Origin of the sequence: Nocardioides sp. NPDC047086 (assembly GCF_040643685.1) — a bacterium.
Taxonomy (GTDB): domain Bacteria; phylum Actinomycetota; class Actinomycetes; order Propionibacteriales; family Nocardioidaceae; genus Nocardioides.
On sequence record NZ_JBEYUV010000011.1, the window covers coordinates 37,461 to 54,287 of the forward strand.

The window sequence follows — 16,827 nt, forward strand, 5'->3', positions numbered from 1 at the left end:
CCATGTCACATTCGACAAGAACGTGTTCTCATTCTGGATGTCAGGCCTCGTCAGGACGGGCTCCGCAGTGGACATGGGTGCACTAGGTGCGGTTGAGTCAGATGAGGAACATTGGGGGAGAATGTCACCTGTGAGAGACGAAGCGAGCGGCTGGTCGGGCACCTGGGTGGCCGAACGTCTGGGCGTGCGCCTGCGAACGACCGAGGCGCCGAGCGGGATGATGCTCACCGATCTGGTGGGTCTGGCGGTGCGACGCAACCCCCGCCGCGCACAGCTCCTCGTCTCCTCCGTCCTCGGCAAGCACGTCCCGACCGACCCGCGTCTGGTGACCGACGCCGGGCTGCGTCTGGGGGCCAAGGCGCGCGCCGCGGTCACCGGTGACGCGGTGGTCCTCGGCTACGCCGAGACCGCGACCGCGCTCGGTCATCTCGTCGCCGACGCCATCGGGGCGCCCTACCTGCACTCCACTCGCCGGGTCGTCGACGGCATCGAGTCCGTCGCCGACTTCTACGAGGAGCACTCGCACGCGACCGCCCATCGGCTGCTCCCCGCCGACCCCGCCTTCCTCGCCCGCGCCCAGACCCTGGTGCTGGTCGACGACGAGGTCATCACCGGCAAGACCGTCGTCAACACCATCCGGGCGCTGCACAAGAAGTTCCCGCACAAGCACTACGTCGTGGCCGCGCTCGTCGACCTGCGCTCGGAGGCCGACCGGGGCCGGATGGAGCGCTCGATCAAGCGGCTGCGCGCGACCTTGGACGTGGTCTCGCTGGCGAGCGGCGAGATCGAGCTGCCCAAGGATCTCGCCGACCACGGCAACCGGCTCATCGACAACGTGGAGAGCCTCCGTCAGCTGGCTGGCGTCGAGCCGAGCCGGCGTCCGCGCGGCGAGGTCGTCCAGGTCGTCGCGACCTGGCCACGCGCCGTCCCGGAAGGTGGCCGCCACGGCTTCGCGACCAGCGCCTCCGGTTCCTACGAGTCGGCCGTCACGGTGACCGCCGCGGCCGTCGCCGGCCGCATCCCCGACGGCCCGGTGCACGTCCTCGGCACCGAGGAGCTGATGTACGCACCGCTGCGGATCGCCTCCGCCCTGGCGGACCGGCGTGCGGCCGAGGGCCGTCGCCACGAGATCACCTTCTCGACGACCACCCGGTCGCCGGTGCTCGACGTCGACGACCCGGGCTACGCGATCCGCACCGCGATCACCTTCCCGTCCCACGACGCACCCGATGACGGCGACGGGCCGCGCTTCGCCTACAACCTGCGTGAGGGCGCCTTCGAGACGATCGTGCTCGTGGTCGACGAGCCGGCAGACACCCCCGCGCTGCACGAGGACGGCGGCCTGGTCGACCAGCTCGCCCGGCTCGCACCGCGGGTCGTGGTGGTGACCATCCCGGCGTACGCCCCAGAACCGCGCCACGACCAGCCGGCCCGGCAGCTGCCCGATCCGCTCCGTGGGCCGGCCTTCGGGTCCTACGACCGCGACGACGTCGCCTGGCTGCTCAAGGATCTGTCCGAGGACGCGGCGAAGGCTCCGGCCGCGGAGCACGCGGAGGCATACCGGGAGCTCTTCGACGAAGCCCTGACCGCATCGGCGCAGCGGGTCGCGTACGCGATCGGCCTGGTCACCGAGCAGGTGCTGGCCCGGCGCGGGCAGGATGCCGTGCTGGTCTCCCTGGTGCGTTCCGGCACTCCGATCGGGGTCCTGATGCGGCGCTGGGCGCAGCGCGTGCACGGCATCGACCTGCCCCACTACGCGATCTCGATGATCCACGGGCGTGGCATCGACCAGACCGCGCTCGCCTATCTGGCCGCGCATCACGACCCCGCCCGGGTGATGTTCGTCGACGGGTGGACCGGCACCGGTGCGATCGCCCGGGAGCTGGCGGCCTCGGTCGAGAAGGCCAACTCGACGCTCGACGCCCATCTGGCCTCGCCGTTCTCCCCGGAGCTCGCGGTCCTCGCCGACCCGGGCCGGAGCGTCGCGGTCTACGGCACCCGCGAGGACTACCTGATCCCGTCGGCCTGCCTCGGCTCGACCGTCTCCGGCCTCGTCTCGCGCCCCGTCATCGACGACGACCGGGTCGGTCCCAACGACTTCCACGGTGCGGTGTTCCACGCCGATCTGGCCGCGGCCGACGTGTCCAAGAAGTTCATCGACACCGTCGCGGCCCGCTTCCCGATCGTGCGCACCAAGGTGATGCTCGACCTCGGTGCCCACCTCGGCGGCGACCACACGCCCACCTGGGTGGGCTGGGACGCGGTCGAGGAGGTCGCCGAGAGGTTCGCGGACGGCGACGTCGGCCTGGTCCGGGCCGGTGTCGACGAGACCGTCCGGCTGCTGCTGCACGGCGAGCCGGCGAAGATCCTGGTCGACCCGGCGCGCGACGCCGACCTGGGCCCGGTCAAGAAGCTGGCCGAGGCGCGCGAGGTGCCGCTGGAGCGGATCTCCGGCCTGCCCTACTCCTGCATCGGCATCGTCCGCTCCTGATGTCGGTGCGCCAGCCACAGGCCCTGGTCGTCGTCGGCAGCATCAACGTCGACCTGACGGCGCTCGTCGAGCGGCTGCCCGCGGCCGGGGAGACCGTCGGGGGCGGCCGGCTCCGCCGTGACGTCGGTGGGAAGGGCGCCAACCAGGCCGTCGCCGCGAGCCGGCTGGGGGCGCGGGTGCGGATGGTCGGTGCGGTCGGCTCCGACGCCGACGGCGTGTGGGCGGTCGAGGCCATCCGGAACGCCGGCGTCGATGTGGGGGACATCGCGACGGTCGACTCGCCGACCGGGACCGCCCTGATCGCCGTCGACGAGGCGGGGGAGAACCAGCTCGTGGTCTGCAGCGGTGCCAATGCGCTGGTCGATGCCGGTGGGATCGCAGTCGGGACCGGGGACGCGGTGCTGATGCAGCTCGAGCTGCCCCTGGACGTGGTCCGGGCCGTGGTCACGCGGGCGCCGGGGTTCGTCGCGCTCAACGCGGCCCCGGCGCGGCGGCTCCCGGAGGACCTCGTCGAGCGAGTGGACCTGTTCATCGTCAACGAGACCGAGTACGCCGCCATGCCCGAGCTGCGCGCGGCCCGGCGGGTCGCGGTGACCTACGGCGCTGCGGGTGCGGCCATGATCGCCGAGGGCGCCGAGACCGCCCGCGTACCCGCCGCCGCGGTCGCGACCGTGGTCAACACCGTCGGTGCCGGCGACGCCTTCTCCGCGGCCCTCACCCTCGCGATCCTGGCCGGTGCCCCGGACGAGCAGGCACTGCGTACGGCCTGCGCGGTCGGCGCCGCCGCAGTCGCCCGCCCCACCGCCCAGCCGCCCCTCGCGCCGCTGGAGCTCTACGCGGTGGCGGAAGCGGGCGGATGTTCACCGAGGTAGCTCGGTGGAGGGTCGCCTCCCTCGTGGAATTCCGCGAAGGAGGCAAGCGCTCACCGAGTTGCCTCGGTGAGCATTCAGCCCAGCTCCTTGCGGAAGAAGTGGGTGGCGTGGGGGTTGTCGTTGTAGCGGTCGATGCGCTCGTAGCCGGCCCGCTCGTACATCCCGATCGCCTCGCTGAGGACGTCGCGGGTGTCGAGACGTACGACCCGGTGCCCGAGCCGCAGCGCCTCGGCCTCGAGGTGGCGCAACAGGCGTGAGCCGAGGCCGGCGCCGCGCCAGGCGGGGTCGACCCACATCCGCTTGATCTCGGCGGTGTCTTCGAACTCGCGCACCGCGCCGGAGGCGACCGGGGCGCCGTCGCTGGCGGCGACGAAGAAGGTGCCGTGGGGCGGCCGCAGCGACGGGTCGTCGCCGAAGCCCTCGTCGCCGACGGTGAACCCGAACCGGTCGCCGATCTCGGCGAAGTAGTGGCCCATCGCCTCCTGCGCCATCGGGTCGCGCGGGTCGACCTGCTCGATGGTGATCGATGCGGCCCGCACCAGCAGGTCGGCCGTCGCCAGGGCCTCGTTGAGGCGGTCGCGCTGCCGCGGTGTCAGCGGGTCGAGCAGCTGATGGGCGCGCTCCTCCGACCGGCGCTCGAGGTCGTCCCACTGCTTGATGCCGTCCTCGGTGAGCTCCACCAGGCGACGCCGGCCGTCGGCAGGATCGGGCTTCACCGTGACGTACCCCTTGGTCTCCAGGGTCCGCAGCATCCGGCTGACGTAGCCGGAGTCCAGGCCGCCGAGGCGGATCCTCAGTTCCTGGACGGTCCCCGCGCCGAGCCCGATCTCGTAGAGGATGCGGGCGGTGCCGTAGGGGAGTCCGCTGCCGAGGAAGGAGTCCTCGAGGGCTCCCACCCGACGGACGTAGCTCATGTTGAACTTGCGCATCACCGAGGTGTCCACTGTCATATATCTGACTTTAGTCAGATATCTCCGGGAATCCAAGGGAGCGAGATCGGCCGCCTCGTCCCGTGAGAACCCCCGGCCACCTTCCCGCTGGCGGCCGACTCAGGTCCGACGATCATCGTTCCCGGGCCGGACGGTGCGCTCTGGGTCGCCCTCGAGCACGGCGCGCCGGCCCGCGTCTCGATGGCGCACGGATAAAAGAAGAGCGAGGTTCAAACCCGACTCCGGTCGGTGTTTGAACCTCGCTCTGATGGGGTGAGCGACGGGGCTTGAACCCGCGACCCTCGCGACCACAACGCGATGCTCTACCAGCTGAGCTACGCCCACCATCGGCCCGGACAGCGCATGTCCGAACCAGCAAGAATCATAGGGGAATCAGGTCTGATCTGTGGAATCGGGGGCCTCGGCCGGATCGATCAGGCCCGTGATCGAGGCACCGTGCCGGCCGGCGATCTCCTTGGCGGTGTCCGAGTCGGGGCCGGGCATCGGGACGAAGACCGCCTCGCGGTAGTAGCGAAGCTCCTCGATCGACTCCTGGATGTCGGCCAGGGCGCGGTGGTTGCCGCGCTTGGGGGGAGCCGAGAAGTAGGTGCGCGGGAACCAGCGGCGCGACAGCTCCTTGATCGAGGAGACGTCGACGTTGCGGTAGTGCAGGAACCCCTCGAGCTCGGGCATGTCGCGGGCCAGGAAGTTGCGGTCGGTGGCCACCGTGTTGCCGCCCAGAGGCGGCCGGGAGTCCTTGCCGCAGTGCTCCCAGACGTACGCCAGGACCTGCTCCTCCGCCTCGCGCATCGGCACACCGTTCTCGAGCTCGACCAGCAGGCCGGACTTGGTGTGCATGTCGCGCACGAAGTCGTCCATCTGCTCCAGCGCCTCGGCCGGGGGTTTGATGATGATGTCGACCCCGTCGCCGAGCACGTTGAGATCGAAGTCGGTGACGAGGGCCGCCACCTCGATGAGCGCGTCGTTCTCGAGGGACAACCCGGTCATCTCGCAGTCGATCCAGACCAGACGTTCGTTCAGTGAAGCCACGCAGAGCACCATAACGCCGCTGGTCAACGGCTTCACGGCGGGTTAGGCGACGATGTGATAACGGTTCCCATGGCGTGGTTTCAGCCTGCGCTCAGGAGACCGGCTTATGTTGGCTCCATGAGCACGGATTCAGCCAGCAGCCCCTCGCGCAAGGACAAGCGTGAGGCCCGCGCTGCCAAGGCCGCCGCGGAGCTGGAGGCGCTGCGCAAGAAGCAGGCCCGCAAGTCGATCCTCACCGTCGTGGCGATCGTCGCCGCGATCGCGGTGATCATCGGTGGCCTCGTCTGGTTCAGCCTGAACCGGTCCGGTGACAGCGAGGTCACCGCGGTCGAGGCTGGCAGCAGCGAGCACGGCCTGGTCATCGGACCCGACGACGCGCCCCACAAGGTCGTCATCTACGAGGACTTCCTGTGCCCCTACTGCGGTGATTTCGAGGCCGCCTCCCGCGACGATCTTGCCGAGCTGGCCGCCGACGGCAAGGTCCAGGTCGACTACCGCCCGTTCGTGCTCCTCGATCAGGTCGGCCCCTACTCCGAGCTCGCCACCTCGGCCTTCGCGGTCGTCCAGGAGGAGGCCGGTGACGAGGTCGCCAAGAAGTTCCACGACCTGCTCTTCGAGAACCAGCCCAGCGAGTCCGGCCCCTTCCCGAAGGCCGCCGACCTCGTCGATCTGGCCGTCGAGGCCGGTGCCGAGGAGTCGGCCGTCAAGGACCGCATCGAGAGCCTCGACGGCAAGGCCTGGGCCGACGCCGCCACCAAGGCGGCCGCTGCCGACGGTGTCCAGGGCACCCCGACCATCCTGCTCGACGGAAAGCAGTTCCAGGACGGCAACACCATCGAGGAGTACGCCGCGAACCTGGTCGAGCAGGTCTCCTGACCTGAGCGCGCGGCGGTTGAACCGCCGGCCGGTGGCGTAGGGTCGCTCACGTGACTCGGCAGACCCAGATCTTCCTCAGCGTGGTCGGGATCCTTCTGGTGGCCTACTTCGCTCTGGTCGGGCTGTGGACCGTCGTGCAGGCGATCATCCAGTCCTGATGGCCGACGGCCCGGTCAGGGACGTACCTCTCGCTCGTGGTCCGGTCCGCGTCGCCCAGGGTTCGGCTGCCGTTTCGGTAGCCGCCTTAGGGTTCGGCGACAGCCAATGGCGGCTGGGCTGGAAGACTCCAACGCGAAGGTGCTCGAGATGGCGTACGCGACGACCGAAGAGGGCCATCGGATCTATGTGAGGCCGACCGATCCGCGGGCTCTGGGCCTGATCGCCAACAAGGGGCGGATCATCCGTGGCTCGCTCGAGCTGTGGCGGGTGGCGCTCGGGCTGCACGAGTGGTGCACCATGATCGACATCGGCGTGAACTACGGCGAGATGCTCGTCGGGGTGGAGATCCCGGCGGAGGCAGAGCTGATCGGGTTCGAGCCGAACACGTCGCTGCACAAGGTCCTGCGCAAGACCCTCGACGCCCGCGGGATCACGATCGACCTGCGCTCACAGGCCGTCGCCGACAGGTCCGGCACCGCCCGGTTCGCGGTCGACCGGACCTGGTCGGGGACGTCGTCGCTGCACGACGAGCGTCACGACGGCTCGGCGCGCTGGCAGGTCCGAGAGGTCGAGGTCACCACACTCGACGAGGTGCTCGGCGGCTCGGGGCGGTCGTTCTGCGTGAAGGTGGACGTCGAGGGCTTCGAGCGCGAGGTGGTCGACGGTGCCGCCAGGTCCCTGGAAGACACGAAGCACTGGGCGCTGATGCTCGAGATCGAGCACATGGACCGTGGCTACCTCGCCGAGCTGGCTCGGACCCGCGGCGTGTTCGTCAAGGAGAAGGACTCGACCGCGCTACGGCGGGTGCCCAGCGACAGGGTCGCCGTCGAGGTGCTTCTCGACGACCCGGCCCTGCACCGTCAGGACTGTCTGGTCCTGAGCCCGACGCTGGCCGCTGAACAGCGATAACGTGGCCGCATGACCGAGATCCAGATCGTCGAGCAGTTCCTCGCCGCGCTCGAGACCGGCGACGTCGACGTGGCGCTGGCGCTGTGCGCCGACGACGTCACCTACCAGAACGTGCCCCTCCCGCCGGCCCGCGGCCTGTCCGAGGTCGGGCGCCAGCTGCGGATCATGGGGAAGTACACCACCGGCTTCGAGGTCCGGATGATCAACATCGCGGCCAACGGCCCGGTGGTGCTCACCGAGCGCATCGACGTGCTCAGCCGCGGTGCCGTCTCCGCCGAGTTCTGGGTGTGCGGGACCTTCGAGGTGCGCGACGGCAAGATCGTGCTCTGGCGCGACTACTTCGACTGGACGACGTTCATCGCGGCGGGCATCAAGGGTGTCGGCCAGGCGGCGTTCGGTGCGATCCGGAAGGCCGTCGGCCGCTGAGGCGTTGTGCGCACTGCACGAGGCACGTCGTGCGCTGTTCCTGTGACGCCAGTCACAGCGAGTCCTACTCTCGGAGACATGCCCCGTGCGTCGGCCGCTCTCCTCGCCCTGCTCCTGATCGCTTCCGCTCTGGTCGCCTCCACGGGCCAGGCCGTCGCCGACCCCGAACCACCTGGTGACCAGCCGCTGCCCGGCTACACGATCAGCAACCCGCCGGTGGCGCCGATCGTCGTGGACGGGCAGACGACCACGGTGCGCCAGGGGGTGCACGAGCACGCCGCGTACATCCTCGAGGTGCCGGCGGACTGGAACGGCGAGCTGGTGATGTGGGCCCACGGCTACCGCGGGCTCAGTTACACGCTGACGCCGGAGACACCGGGCTTCGGGCTGCGGCGTACGTTCCTCGAGCAGGGCTACGCCTGGGCGGCGTCGAGCTACTCGACCAACGGTTACGACGTGGGCGCCGGGGTGCGCTCGACCCGGGACCTCGCGACGTACGCCTCGAAGCTGCTGCCACGCCGCGCGAGCCGCACGTATGTGACCGGGGTGTCGATGGGCGGGCACGTGATCGGGCGCTCGCTGGAGCAGTATCCGGGCTTCTACGACGGGGCGCTGCCGATGTGCGGGCAGCTGGGGGACGTCGAGCTCTTCGACTTCTTCGTCGACTACAACCTGGGCGCGCAGGCGCTCGCCGGGCACGACGCCTACCCCTACGACGAGAACTACCAGAGCGTCGACGTCCCGCTGATCAAGGAGCGACTCGGGCTCGGCGGCACCCTCACTCCCGAGGGGGAGCAGCTGCGGGCGATGACCATCGAGCGCAGCGGTGGTCCACGGCCGGGCGCGGCCGCAGCCTTCGGGCAGTGGAAGGACTTCCTGTTCACGCTGCCGTCGGTGGACGACGGTGGCACGCTCGGTTTCAACATCGGCCGGGTCGCGACCAACCGGGACACCGTCTACACGCCGAGCTCGCCGGTCGACCTCGACGCCGAGATCGAGCGGATCGATCCCGTCGACCCGGCCGGCCGCTACAGCCACCGGCTCAACGCCCCGTCTCGGATCTCCGGCCGTCCCACCGCCCCGGTGGTGAGCCTGCACAACCTCGGCGACATGTTCGTGCCGTTCTCGCTGGAACAGATCTATCTGCGCGAGGTGAACCGGCACCACCGCGGTGGGCTGGTCGTGCAGCGCGCGATCCGCTCGGCCGGGCACTGCGAGTTCAGTCCCACCGAGGCCGCGACCGCCTGGGGCGACCTCGTCGGCTGGGTCGAGCACGGCGAGCGCCCGGTCGGCGACAAGGTGCTCGACCGGGCAGCCGTCGCCGCACCCGACTACGGCTGCGCGTTCACCGATCCCGCGGCGTACGGGACCGGGTCGCGTCGCCTCTACGCGCGCTGTCCCTGATCGGGATCAGCGGGCGACGTCGTAGACGAGCTTGAGGATGCCGTTGGTGTAGGCCTCCGACTCGACCAGCTCGAGCCGCTGCTTGTCCTTGTCGGTCTCGCTCCACATCGACTTCCCGGCGCCGAGGACGACCGGGAAGACGAGCAGGTGGTAGCGGTCGATCAGGCCGGCGTCGGAGAGGTTGCGGGCGAGCTCGGCGCTGCCGGCGACCAGGATCGGGCCGCCGTCGCCCTGCTTGAGCTCCTCGACCTCCGCCAGCGACCTCAGGATGGTCTGCGGACCCCATCCCTCGACCAGGGCGTCGTCGCCGAGGGAAGTGGAGACGACGTACTTCGGGATCTCCTTGACCACCGTGAAGTCCTCGATGTCGGGCCAGATCGGCGCGAAGGCCTCATAGCTGCGGCGGCCGAACATCATCGCGCCGGCCTCCTCCATCTCGCTGCCCTTGATGGCGTAGGCCTCCGGGAGGAACTCGATGTCCTGGAACGTCCAGCCGGCGCTGCGGTGCTGCTCGGACGAGGAGCCGCCGCCGGGCGAGTCGACGACGCCGTCGAGGGACACGAACGCTGAGTAGATGAGTGTGCGCATGCGGCCGATCCTGCCCTGCGGGACCACAGGTCGCCACAAGTATTTCGTTGCACATCTCGGTGTCGCACGTGATGGTGAATCATGACCTTGTACGACGACCTCGGCGGCGGGCCCGCGCTACGCCGGTTGAGTGACGCGTTCTACGAAAGGGTGCTTGCCGACGAGCTACTCGCGCCGGTGTTCGCGAACTTCACACCCACCCATGTCGAGCGGGTGGCGATCTGGCTGGGTGAGATCTTCGGTGGCCCCGCCGACTTCACCGCCGGGCTCGGTGGCCATCAAGCCCTGCTGAAGGTCCACCTCGGTCTCGGGATCCGCGAGGAGCACCGGCAGCGCTGGCTCGAGCTCATGCATGCCGCGATCGAGGAGGTCCTGGCCGCGCAGCCGGACCTGCACAAGACGTTGATGGCCTACTTCGAGTGGGGTACCGCGATCGCCAAGGACGTCTCCCAGGACCCACCGGGGACCGATCTCGGCGACCCGGGACCGACGCCCCGTTGGGGTCGCGACGGACTGGTCAAGGACTAGCCTGGCGGGGTGACCGCTCGACGACGTGCTCAGGAGTTCTGTGAGGCGTACGGCCTCTCGATGCCGATCCTTCAGGCGCCGATGGCGGGTGCCTGCCCGCCGGCGTCGGCGGCCGCGGTCGCCGACGCAGGCGGGATGGGCGCGGCGGGGGTGGTGCTCGACCCGCCGGATCGGATCGCGGCGTGGGCCGCCGAGTTCCGGTCGATGTCGGCGGGTCCGTTCCAGCTGAACATCTGGATCCCCGACCCGGCCGACGACGACCCCGCGAGGATCTCGGCGGCGGAGGAGTTCCTGGCCCGGTTCGGTACGCCGGGCCCCGAGCAGCCGCCTGCGCCGTCGTTCGAGGAGCAGTGCGAGGCGATGCTCGCCGCCCGGCCGAGGGCGGTCTCCTCGATCATGGGGCTCTTCCCGGCGGACTACGTCGACCGTCTGCATCAGGCCGGGATCGCCTGGTTCGCGTGCGCCACGACCCTGGCCGAGGCGCGGGCCGCGCAGGAGGCTGGTGCCGACGCCATCGTCGCGCAGGGTCTCGAGGCCGGCGGGCACCGTGGCGTCTTCGAACCCGGGACGGCGGAGCGTACTGCCGTGGGGCTCTTCGCGCTGCTGCCGCACATCGCCGACGGGGTCGACGTACCGGTCATCGCTGCCGGCGCGATCGCCGACGGGCGTGCCGTTGCCGCCGCGCTGACCCTCGGGGCGAGCGCCGTGCAGGTCGGCACCGCGCTGCTGCGGTCGCCGGAGACGGGGATCGCCGACGCCTGGGCGTCCTCCCTGGACGGCCTCGCGCCGGAGGACACGGTCGCCACCCGGGCCTACTCCGGCCGCCTCGGCCGTGCCGCCCCGACTCCCTATGTGCGCTCCTGGGAGGCACCGGGTGCGCCTTCGCCCGCGCCCTACCCGCACCAGCGCAGGCTGGTCGCCCGGTGGCGCAAGGGCACGCCCGACCCTGCTGCCGAGGCGCCCCTGGACCGGGCCAACCACTGGGCCGGTCAGGCAGCAGCACGCGCGACCGCCGAGCCGGCCGCCGACATCGTGACCCGGATGTGGAGCGAGGCCCGCGGCCACCTTCCGGACACGGCCGAGGCCGACGGTGTAGAACGGAAGGCATGAGCGAAACCTGGCCCCAGCGACTGCTCGCGGACGGCTTCGGCCGGATCGCGGAGACCCTTCCCGAGATCATCGACGGCCTCTCGGTCGATGACCTGCTGTGGCGGCCCTACGACCGGGCGAACTCGATCGCCTGGACCCTGTGGCACATCGCCCGGATGGAGGACGCCCAGATCGCGCCGCTCGCCGGCACCGACGAGGTGTGGGCTCGCGACGGCTGGGTGGAGCGGTTCGGGCTGCCCTATCGGCCGCGCGCGATGGGATACGGCCAGACCGCCGAGGAGGTCGGCGCCTTTCGGCTGGAGGACCCGACGCTGCTGACCGGCTACTACCAGGCCGTCCATGCGGCCACGATCGAGCTGGTCGACTCGCTGAGCGAGGAGGATCTCGCACGCGTCATCGACGAGCACTGGGACCCGCCGGTCACCACTGCCGTGCGGCTGGTCAGCGTCGTCGACGACGCCGCCCAGCACATCGGCCAGGCGGCGTACGTCAAGGGTCTGCTGGGTCTGCGCTGAGCCGGGCTCAGAGGACGGCGGCGATGGCCTCGTCGATCGAGGCGTCGCCGGAGACGACCTCCCACTGCTTGCCCACGGTGGCGTCGTCGTCGATGACCGCGGCGATGACCGCGGCCACGTCGGCGCGCGGGATGGTGCCGCGCTCGAGCTTGGGGGCCAGCTTCACCCGGCCGGTCCCGGGCTCGTCGGTGAGGCCACCGGGACGCAGGATGGTCCACTCCAGATCGCTGTCGCGCAGGGCGATGTCGGCGTCGCGCTTGGCCTCGACGTAGGCCTTCCAGACCTCGCCGGCGTCGGCCGAGACCGGATCGTCGACGCCGATCGCCGAGATCTGCACGAAGCGCCGGATACCGGCGGCCTTCGCGCCCGCGATCGACTTCGTCGAGCCCTCCAGGTCGACGGTGCGCTTGCGCTCCTTGTTGCCGTCGGGGCCGCCGCCGGCGGCGAAGACCACCGCGTCGCAGCCGGAGAAGGCAGCGGCGAACCCGTCGGCGTCCTGGTTCTCGATGTCGAGCAGGCCGACCTCGGCCCGGAGGGCCTCGAGCTCGGCTCGGTAGCTCTCGCTGCGTACGAGCGCGACCGGGGTGTGGCCCGCGGCGGCGAGGAGCGGATGAAGATGCAGGGCGACCTTGCCGTGGCCGCCGACGATGGCGATTCGCATGCCTCCACGATAGGCACATGCGCCACTGACAATTGTCACCGTCGGGTCCGGACAATCAGATCTGACGCCTGGGTGCCTCGAAACGCGAGTCTGGAGACACCACCCACGGTGGGTGGTGGAGAAGGAGAGATCGCATGACAACCGTGACGAACGAGACCGCGCAGCGCACCCGGGTCGGCTGGCGCCGGATCGGCGCAGTGGCGGCGGTGGCCGCCGGGGCGGCGACGGTGGTGTGGCTGCTGTGGAGTCAGGCCGGGGGAGTCGACCTCGAGGTGAAGTCGGGCAGCGGCAGCCAGCAGATCGGGGTCGCCTCGGTGATCGTGAGCAGCCTGCTGATCGCACTGGTCGGCGGTGCGTTGCTGCGCTGGTGGGAGGGCCGTTCCGAGCGTGGGACGCGGCGGTGGACCATCCTCGCCGCCGGGATCGCCGTGCTCTCCCTCATCACGCCGACCAGCGCGCTCACCCTGGCCGCCGGCCTCGGGCTGGCCAGCCTGCACGTGGTGGTGGCGGTTGTCGTCATCGCCGGTCTGCGCCGACGCTAGGGTGAGCGTCGTGTCCAGCCTGTGGTGTCACCTCCAGCGACACGGCGTCGTGCTGGTGTGGCTGCCGGTGCTGCTGCTCTTCCCGCTGCTCAACCTCTCCGGCGACGTGCTCGTGGCCGTCGGCCAGGTGGCGCTGGTGCTGGCTCTCGGCGCCGCCGCGGTCGCCCTCGTGATCACCGGCCGGGTCCGTGTCCTGCTGCCGGTCCTCGTCGCCCTGATCGTGCTCGCCGCGATCCAGGGTGAGGGCTGGCAGACGATCTGGGGAGTGCTGGCGATCGTCTCCCCGGCGGTCCTGCACGGCTGGCGCCTGGTGCTTGCCATCGGCGCGGCCACGGTCGGGGTCGCGGTCTCGATCGCGGTCATCGAGGGCATCGGTGACGCCTACCTGATCAGTGTCGGCGGCGTACTCCTCAGCGGGGTGACGACCACCTCGTTCCTGCGCCTCATCGAGGCGGTCGAGCAGCTCCGCCGCACCCGGGAGGAGCTGGCCCGGGTGGCGGTGGCCGAGGAGCGGGCCCGGATGTCCCGCGACCTGCACGACCTGCTCGGCCACACGTTGAGCGTGATGGTCGTCAAGGCCCAGGCCGTACGCCGCCTGGCGCCCCGCGATCCGGAGGCGGCCGCCGCGCACGCCGCCGACATCGAGGAGGTCGGGCGCGCCGCTCTGACCGACGTCCGCGCCGCCGTCGACCAGATGAAGACGCTCTCCCTCGCCGAGGAGCTCGACGGCGCGCGGCGCGCGCTCGATGCCGCCGGGATCCGTACGTCCGTGAGCGCAGCCCCGTCAGAGGTGCCCGACATCGCCGGCCAGGCACTGGCCTGGGTGGTGCGCGAGGGGGCCACGAACGTGCTGCGTCACTCCGGGGCGGCGACCTGCCGCTTCGAGCTCACCGAGGACGGCGGCGAGCTCCGGCTCGCCGTGGTCGATGACGGGATCGGTGGTCCGGTGGGCCCGGGCGGTCCCGGCGAGAGGTCGGGCGGGCTCGATGGCCTGAGGCAGCGGCTGCGGGCGGTCGACGGTCGCCTCGACGTACGTCCTGGGGACGACGGGTTCCGTCTCGAGGCGAGGGTGCCGGCCTCGTGATCCGGATCCTGCTCGCTGAGGACCAGGCGATGATGCGCGGCGCGCTGGCCGTGCTGCTGGGGCTCGAGGACGACCTCGAGGTGGTCGCCCAGGTCGGGACCGGCACCGAGATCGTGCCGACCGCTCTCGAGGTGCGCCCGGACGTGGCCCTGCTCGACATCGAGCTGCCCGGCATCAGCGGGATCGAGGCCGCGCGGGAGCTGGCCGCGCGGCTGCCGGGGTGCCGGGTGATGATCCTGACGACGTTCTCCCGGCCCGGCTATGTTCGCGAGGCGATGGCCGCGGGCGCGGTCGGGTTCCTGGTCAAGGACGGGCCGGTCGAGGAGCTGGCCGACGCGATCCGCCGGGTGCTGCGCGGCGAGACCGTGCTCGACCCGGCGCTCGCCGCCGCCACGCTCCGGGCCGCCCCGAACCCGCTCACCGCGCGGGAGCGGGACGTGCTCGCGGCCTCCGAGGACGGGTCGAGCATCGCCGACATCGCCGGTCGGCTCTTCCTCTCACCGAGCACGGTGCGCAACTATCTCTCCGCGGCCATCGGCAAGACCGGCACCCGCAACAAGACCGAGGCCGCCCTCGCTGCTCGGCGCAACGGCTGGCTGGGCTGATCTCCGGACGGCGCTCGTTTGTCTCGCCGGTCCCGGAGCGGGGGTCGCCCAGAGTGGGATGAACGAAAATTCCTTCACCTGCGATGGGTGAGTGAATTTTCGTTCGCTCGGTGGTGGTGAATGAAAATTCGTTCGCCCCGTGGTGGTGAATGAAAGTTCGTTCGCCCCGTGGTGGCGAGTGAAAGTTCGTTCGCCCCGCGACTGTGAACGAATTTTCGTTCGCCTCGCGGCGACCTCGCCCGGAGCGGCGCTGGCTAGCTACGAGCGGAGCCCGCTGGCTTCTGTGCCAGCTTCGTCAGGCAGGTGCCAGTGACCCGAGCGCGTGCACGAGCGGTGCCAGCTCGGGGATCTCGGCGGCCTCGTCCAGCGCCGTGCGCAGCACCTCGTCGTGCAGCGGGCGGGCCTTCTGCAGCAGGGCGCGCCCAGCGGGCGTGAGCTCGGTGTAGATCCCGCGCCGGTCGTCCGCGCACAGGATCCGGGTGAGGAGATTGCGGTTCTCCAGGCGCGTGACCAGGCGGGTCGTGGCCGACGAGGACAGGGCGGCGGCGCGGGCCAGCTGCTGCATGCGCATGTGCCAGCCGTCCTGGCGGCTGAGCGCGTCGAGGACGGTGAACTCGACGACCGACAACCCGTGCTCGCGCTGCAGGGCCTTCTCGAGCGCAGCCTCGATCAGTCCGTGCACGGCTGCCAGCGTGCGCCAGCCCTGAGCGCGGATCTCGACGGCGTCATCAGCGATTCCCATGGGTCCTCCTTCGTGGACGTCTCCAGCATACCCGAGTTGCGCGGATAGTGCGCGCGTGCAACTATAAATATGACGCGTGTGCAACTACTGCGCACGCCGACTATCGACAGATGCAACCCGTCCGCGTTCAGGAGTCATCCATGCCCGTCGCACTGCTAGCCCTCGCGATCGGAGGGTTCGGCATCGGCCTCACCGAGTTCGTCATCATGGGCCTGCTGCCCGAAGTCTCCACCGACTTCGCGGTCAGCGAGACCACCGCCGGCTACCTCATCTCTGGCTATGCCCTCAGCGTCGCGATCGGCGCGATCGCCCTGACGCTCGCCCTCACCCGCGTGCCCCGCAAGCTCGCCCTGCTGGGTCTGATGGTGCTGTTCATCATCGGCAACCTGATCTCCGCGATCTCACCCGACTACGCCACGATGATGGTCGGCCGGATCGTCGCGGCGCTGTGCCATGGCGCCTTCTTCGGCATCGGCGCTGTCGTCGCAGCGCAGCTGGTCGCCCCGGAGCGCAAGGCCAGCGCGATCGCGTTCATGTTCGGCGGCCTCACCCTGGCCAACGTCCTCGGCGTGCCGCTGGGCACCCTGCTCGGCCAAGCCGCCGGCTGGCGCTCGACCTTCTGGGCCATCACCGTCATCGGCATCATCGCTTTCATCGGCATCGCCCTCCTGGTCCCGGCCCACACCGGCCGCAACGAAGCGGCCGCACCGGCCGTACGCACCGAGCTGGCCGCCTTCGCCAGCCCTCAGGTCTGGTTCTCGATCGCCCTGACCGTGCTCGGCTACGGAGGGATGTTCGGCGGGTTCACCTACATCGCCTTCACCCTGACCGAGGTCAGCGGGTTCTCCGCCGGTGCGGTCCCGCTGCTGCTGGTCCTCTTCGGGGTCGGGCTCTTCGTCGGCAACATCGTCGGTGGTCGCGCCGCGGACCGAGACGTCGTCAAGACCCTCGGCGTGCTGCTCGCCGCCCTGACCCTCGTCCTCGCCGCCTTCGCCCTCGTCGCCACCAGCCAGGTGCTGACCGTCGTCGCGCTGGTCCTGATGGGCGCGGTCGGCTTCGGCACGGTGCCGGCCCTGCAGATGCGGGTGATGGGGTACGCCGACAAGGCCCCCACTCTCGCCTCCGGCGCCAACATCGCCGCCTTCAATGTCGGCAACGCGCTCGGCGCATGGATCGGCGGCGTCACCCTCGCCGCGGGACTCGGCTACACCTCGCCGCTGTGGGCGGGCGCCGGGGTCACCGCGCTCGGCCTGCTCGTGCTGCTGGTCGCGGTTCGAGCGCCCGGGGGCGAGCGGCGTACGTCCGTCCCTGTTCCTGCCTGAATCCCAACTCCTGA

The 16,827-nt window shown here is 70.6% G+C and carries 18 protein-coding genes and 1 tRNA gene; 13 read left to right on the plus strand and 6 right to left on the minus strand.

What is annotated here, in order from left to right; genetic code table 11:
* Positions 1-130: 130 nt before the first annotated feature.
* Positions 131-2,491: a phosphoribosyltransferase domain-containing protein gene (locus tag ABZ796_RS10510; RefSeq protein WP_357336725.1), complete on the plus strand. Its 2,361-nt coding sequence runs from the start codon at positions 131-133 to the stop codon at positions 2,489-2,491.
* Positions 2,491-3,363, plus strand: coding sequence for a PfkB family carbohydrate kinase (locus tag ABZ796_RS10515; RefSeq protein ID WP_357336726.1), 873 nt, complete (start codon positions 2,491-2,493; stop codon positions 3,361-3,363). Before ABZ796_RS10510 ends, ABZ796_RS10515 begins: the two co-directional genes overlap by 1 nt.
* Positions 3,364-3,437: 74 nt before the next feature.
* Here the strand turns inward: ABZ796_RS10515 and ABZ796_RS10520 are convergent, their stop codons facing one another.
* The 3 genes from ABZ796_RS10520 to orn form a co-directional block, all read right to left on the minus strand.
* Positions 3,438-4,313 (minus strand): bifunctional helix-turn-helix transcriptional regulator/GNAT family N-acetyltransferase, encoded by an 876-nt coding sequence (locus ABZ796_RS10520; RefSeq protein WP_357336728.1) that lies wholly within the window; start codon positions 4,311-4,313, stop codon positions 3,438-3,440.
* 248 nt (positions 4,314-4,561) lie between these two features.
* Positions 4,562-4,637, minus strand: a tRNA-His gene (locus ABZ796_RS10525).
* Positions 4,638-4,685: 48 nt separating this feature from the next.
* Positions 4,686-5,354 carry an oligoribonuclease gene (orn, locus tag ABZ796_RS10530; protein WP_357336875.1) on the minus strand — a complete coding sequence of 223 codons (669 nt, stop codon included), beginning with the start codon at positions 5,352-5,354 and terminating at the stop codon, positions 4,686-4,688.
* A 105-nt stretch (positions 5,355-5,459) separates the two neighbouring features.
* Here orn and ABZ796_RS10535 point away from each other — a divergent pair, with 105 nt between their 5' ends.
* From ABZ796_RS10535 to ABZ796_RS10550, 4 genes are all read left to right on the plus strand, one after another.
* Positions 5,460-6,218 carry a thioredoxin domain-containing protein gene (locus tag ABZ796_RS10535; protein WP_357336730.1) on the plus strand — a complete coding sequence of 253 codons (759 nt, stop codon included), beginning with the start codon at positions 5,460-5,462 and terminating at the stop codon, positions 6,216-6,218.
* Positions 6,219-6,482: 264 nt separating this feature from the next.
* Entirely contained in the window at positions 6,483-7,286 is an 804-nt protein-coding gene (locus ABZ796_RS10540; protein WP_357336731.1) for an FkbM family methyltransferase, read from the plus strand.
* A 9-nt stretch (positions 7,287-7,295) separates the two neighbouring features.
* Complete coding sequence (locus ABZ796_RS10545; protein ID WP_357336733.1) at positions 7,296-7,712, plus strand: limonene-1,2-epoxide hydrolase family protein; 417 nt, start codon at positions 7,296-7,298, stop codon at positions 7,710-7,712.
* Between the two features lie 78 nt (positions 7,713-7,790).
* Positions 7,791-9,116, plus strand: coding sequence for a hypothetical protein (locus ABZ796_RS10550; RefSeq protein ID WP_357336734.1), 1,326 nt, complete (start codon positions 7,791-7,793; stop codon positions 9,114-9,116).
* A gap of 6 nt (positions 9,117-9,122) precedes the next feature.
* Here the strand turns inward: ABZ796_RS10550 and ABZ796_RS10555 are convergent, their stop codons facing one another.
* On the minus strand, positions 9,123-9,704 hold the full coding sequence (locus ABZ796_RS10555) for a dihydrofolate reductase family protein (protein WP_357336736.1): 582 nt from the start codon (positions 9,702-9,704) through the stop codon (positions 9,123-9,125).
* Positions 9,705-9,785: 81 nt separating this feature from the next.
* Between ABZ796_RS10555 and ABZ796_RS10560 the strand changes: the two genes are divergently transcribed.
* The 3 genes from ABZ796_RS10560 to ABZ796_RS10570 are packed head-to-tail and all read left to right on the plus strand — an operon-like array spanning position 9,786 to position 11,857.
* On the plus strand, positions 9,786-10,232 hold the full coding sequence (locus ABZ796_RS10560; RefSeq protein WP_357336738.1) for a group II truncated hemoglobin: 447 nt from the start codon (positions 9,786-9,788) through the stop codon (positions 10,230-10,232).
* A 9-nt stretch (positions 10,233-10,241) separates the two neighbouring features.
* Positions 10,242-11,342 (plus strand): nitronate monooxygenase, encoded by a 1,101-nt coding sequence (locus ABZ796_RS10565; protein ID WP_357336740.1) that lies wholly within the window; start codon positions 10,242-10,244, stop codon positions 11,340-11,342.
* Positions 11,339-11,857: a DinB family protein gene (locus ABZ796_RS10570; protein ID WP_357336742.1), complete on the plus strand. Its 519-nt coding sequence runs from the start codon at positions 11,339-11,341 to the stop codon at positions 11,855-11,857. The genes ABZ796_RS10565 and ABZ796_RS10570 overlap by 4 nt, the downstream gene beginning before the upstream one ends.
* A gap of 7 nt (positions 11,858-11,864) precedes the next feature.
* On the opposite strand, the gene ABZ796_RS10575 is transcribed toward ABZ796_RS10570, so the two are convergent.
* Positions 11,865-12,518: an SDR family oxidoreductase gene (locus ABZ796_RS10575; protein ID WP_357336744.1), complete on the minus strand. Its 654-nt coding sequence runs from the start codon at positions 12,516-12,518 to the stop codon at positions 11,865-11,867.
* Positions 12,519-12,652: 134 nt separating this feature from the next.
* On the opposite strand from ABZ796_RS10575, the gene ABZ796_RS10580 reads away from it, so the two are divergent.
* From ABZ796_RS10580 to ABZ796_RS10590, 3 genes are read left to right on the plus strand one after another with little or no spacing between them, the layout of a single operon-like run.
* Positions 12,653-13,060: a DUF6069 family protein gene (locus tag ABZ796_RS10580; RefSeq protein ID WP_357336746.1), complete on the plus strand. Its 408-nt coding sequence runs from the start codon at positions 12,653-12,655 to the stop codon at positions 13,058-13,060.
* Positions 13,061-13,070: 10 nt separating this feature from the next.
* Entirely contained in the window at positions 13,071-14,144 is a 1,074-nt protein-coding gene (locus ABZ796_RS10585; RefSeq protein WP_357336748.1) for a histidine kinase, read from the plus strand.
* Positions 14,141-14,749: a response regulator transcription factor gene (locus tag ABZ796_RS10590; protein ID WP_357336750.1), complete on the plus strand. Its 609-nt coding sequence runs from the start codon at positions 14,141-14,143 to the stop codon at positions 14,747-14,749. Before ABZ796_RS10585 ends, ABZ796_RS10590 begins: the two co-directional genes overlap by 4 nt.
* Positions 14,750-15,044: 295 nt before the next feature.
* Here the strand turns inward: ABZ796_RS10590 and ABZ796_RS10595 are convergent, their stop codons facing one another.
* Entirely contained in the window at positions 15,045-15,491 is a 447-nt protein-coding gene (locus ABZ796_RS10595; protein WP_357336751.1) for a MarR family transcriptional regulator, read from the minus strand.
* 140 nt (positions 15,492-15,631) lie between these two features.
* Here ABZ796_RS10595 and ABZ796_RS10600 point away from each other — a divergent pair, with 140 nt between their 5' ends.
* Positions 15,632-16,813 (plus strand): MFS transporter, encoded by a 1,182-nt coding sequence (locus tag ABZ796_RS10600; RefSeq protein ID WP_357336753.1) that lies wholly within the window; start codon positions 15,632-15,634, stop codon positions 16,811-16,813.
* Positions 16,814-16,827 lie beyond the last annotated feature (14 nt).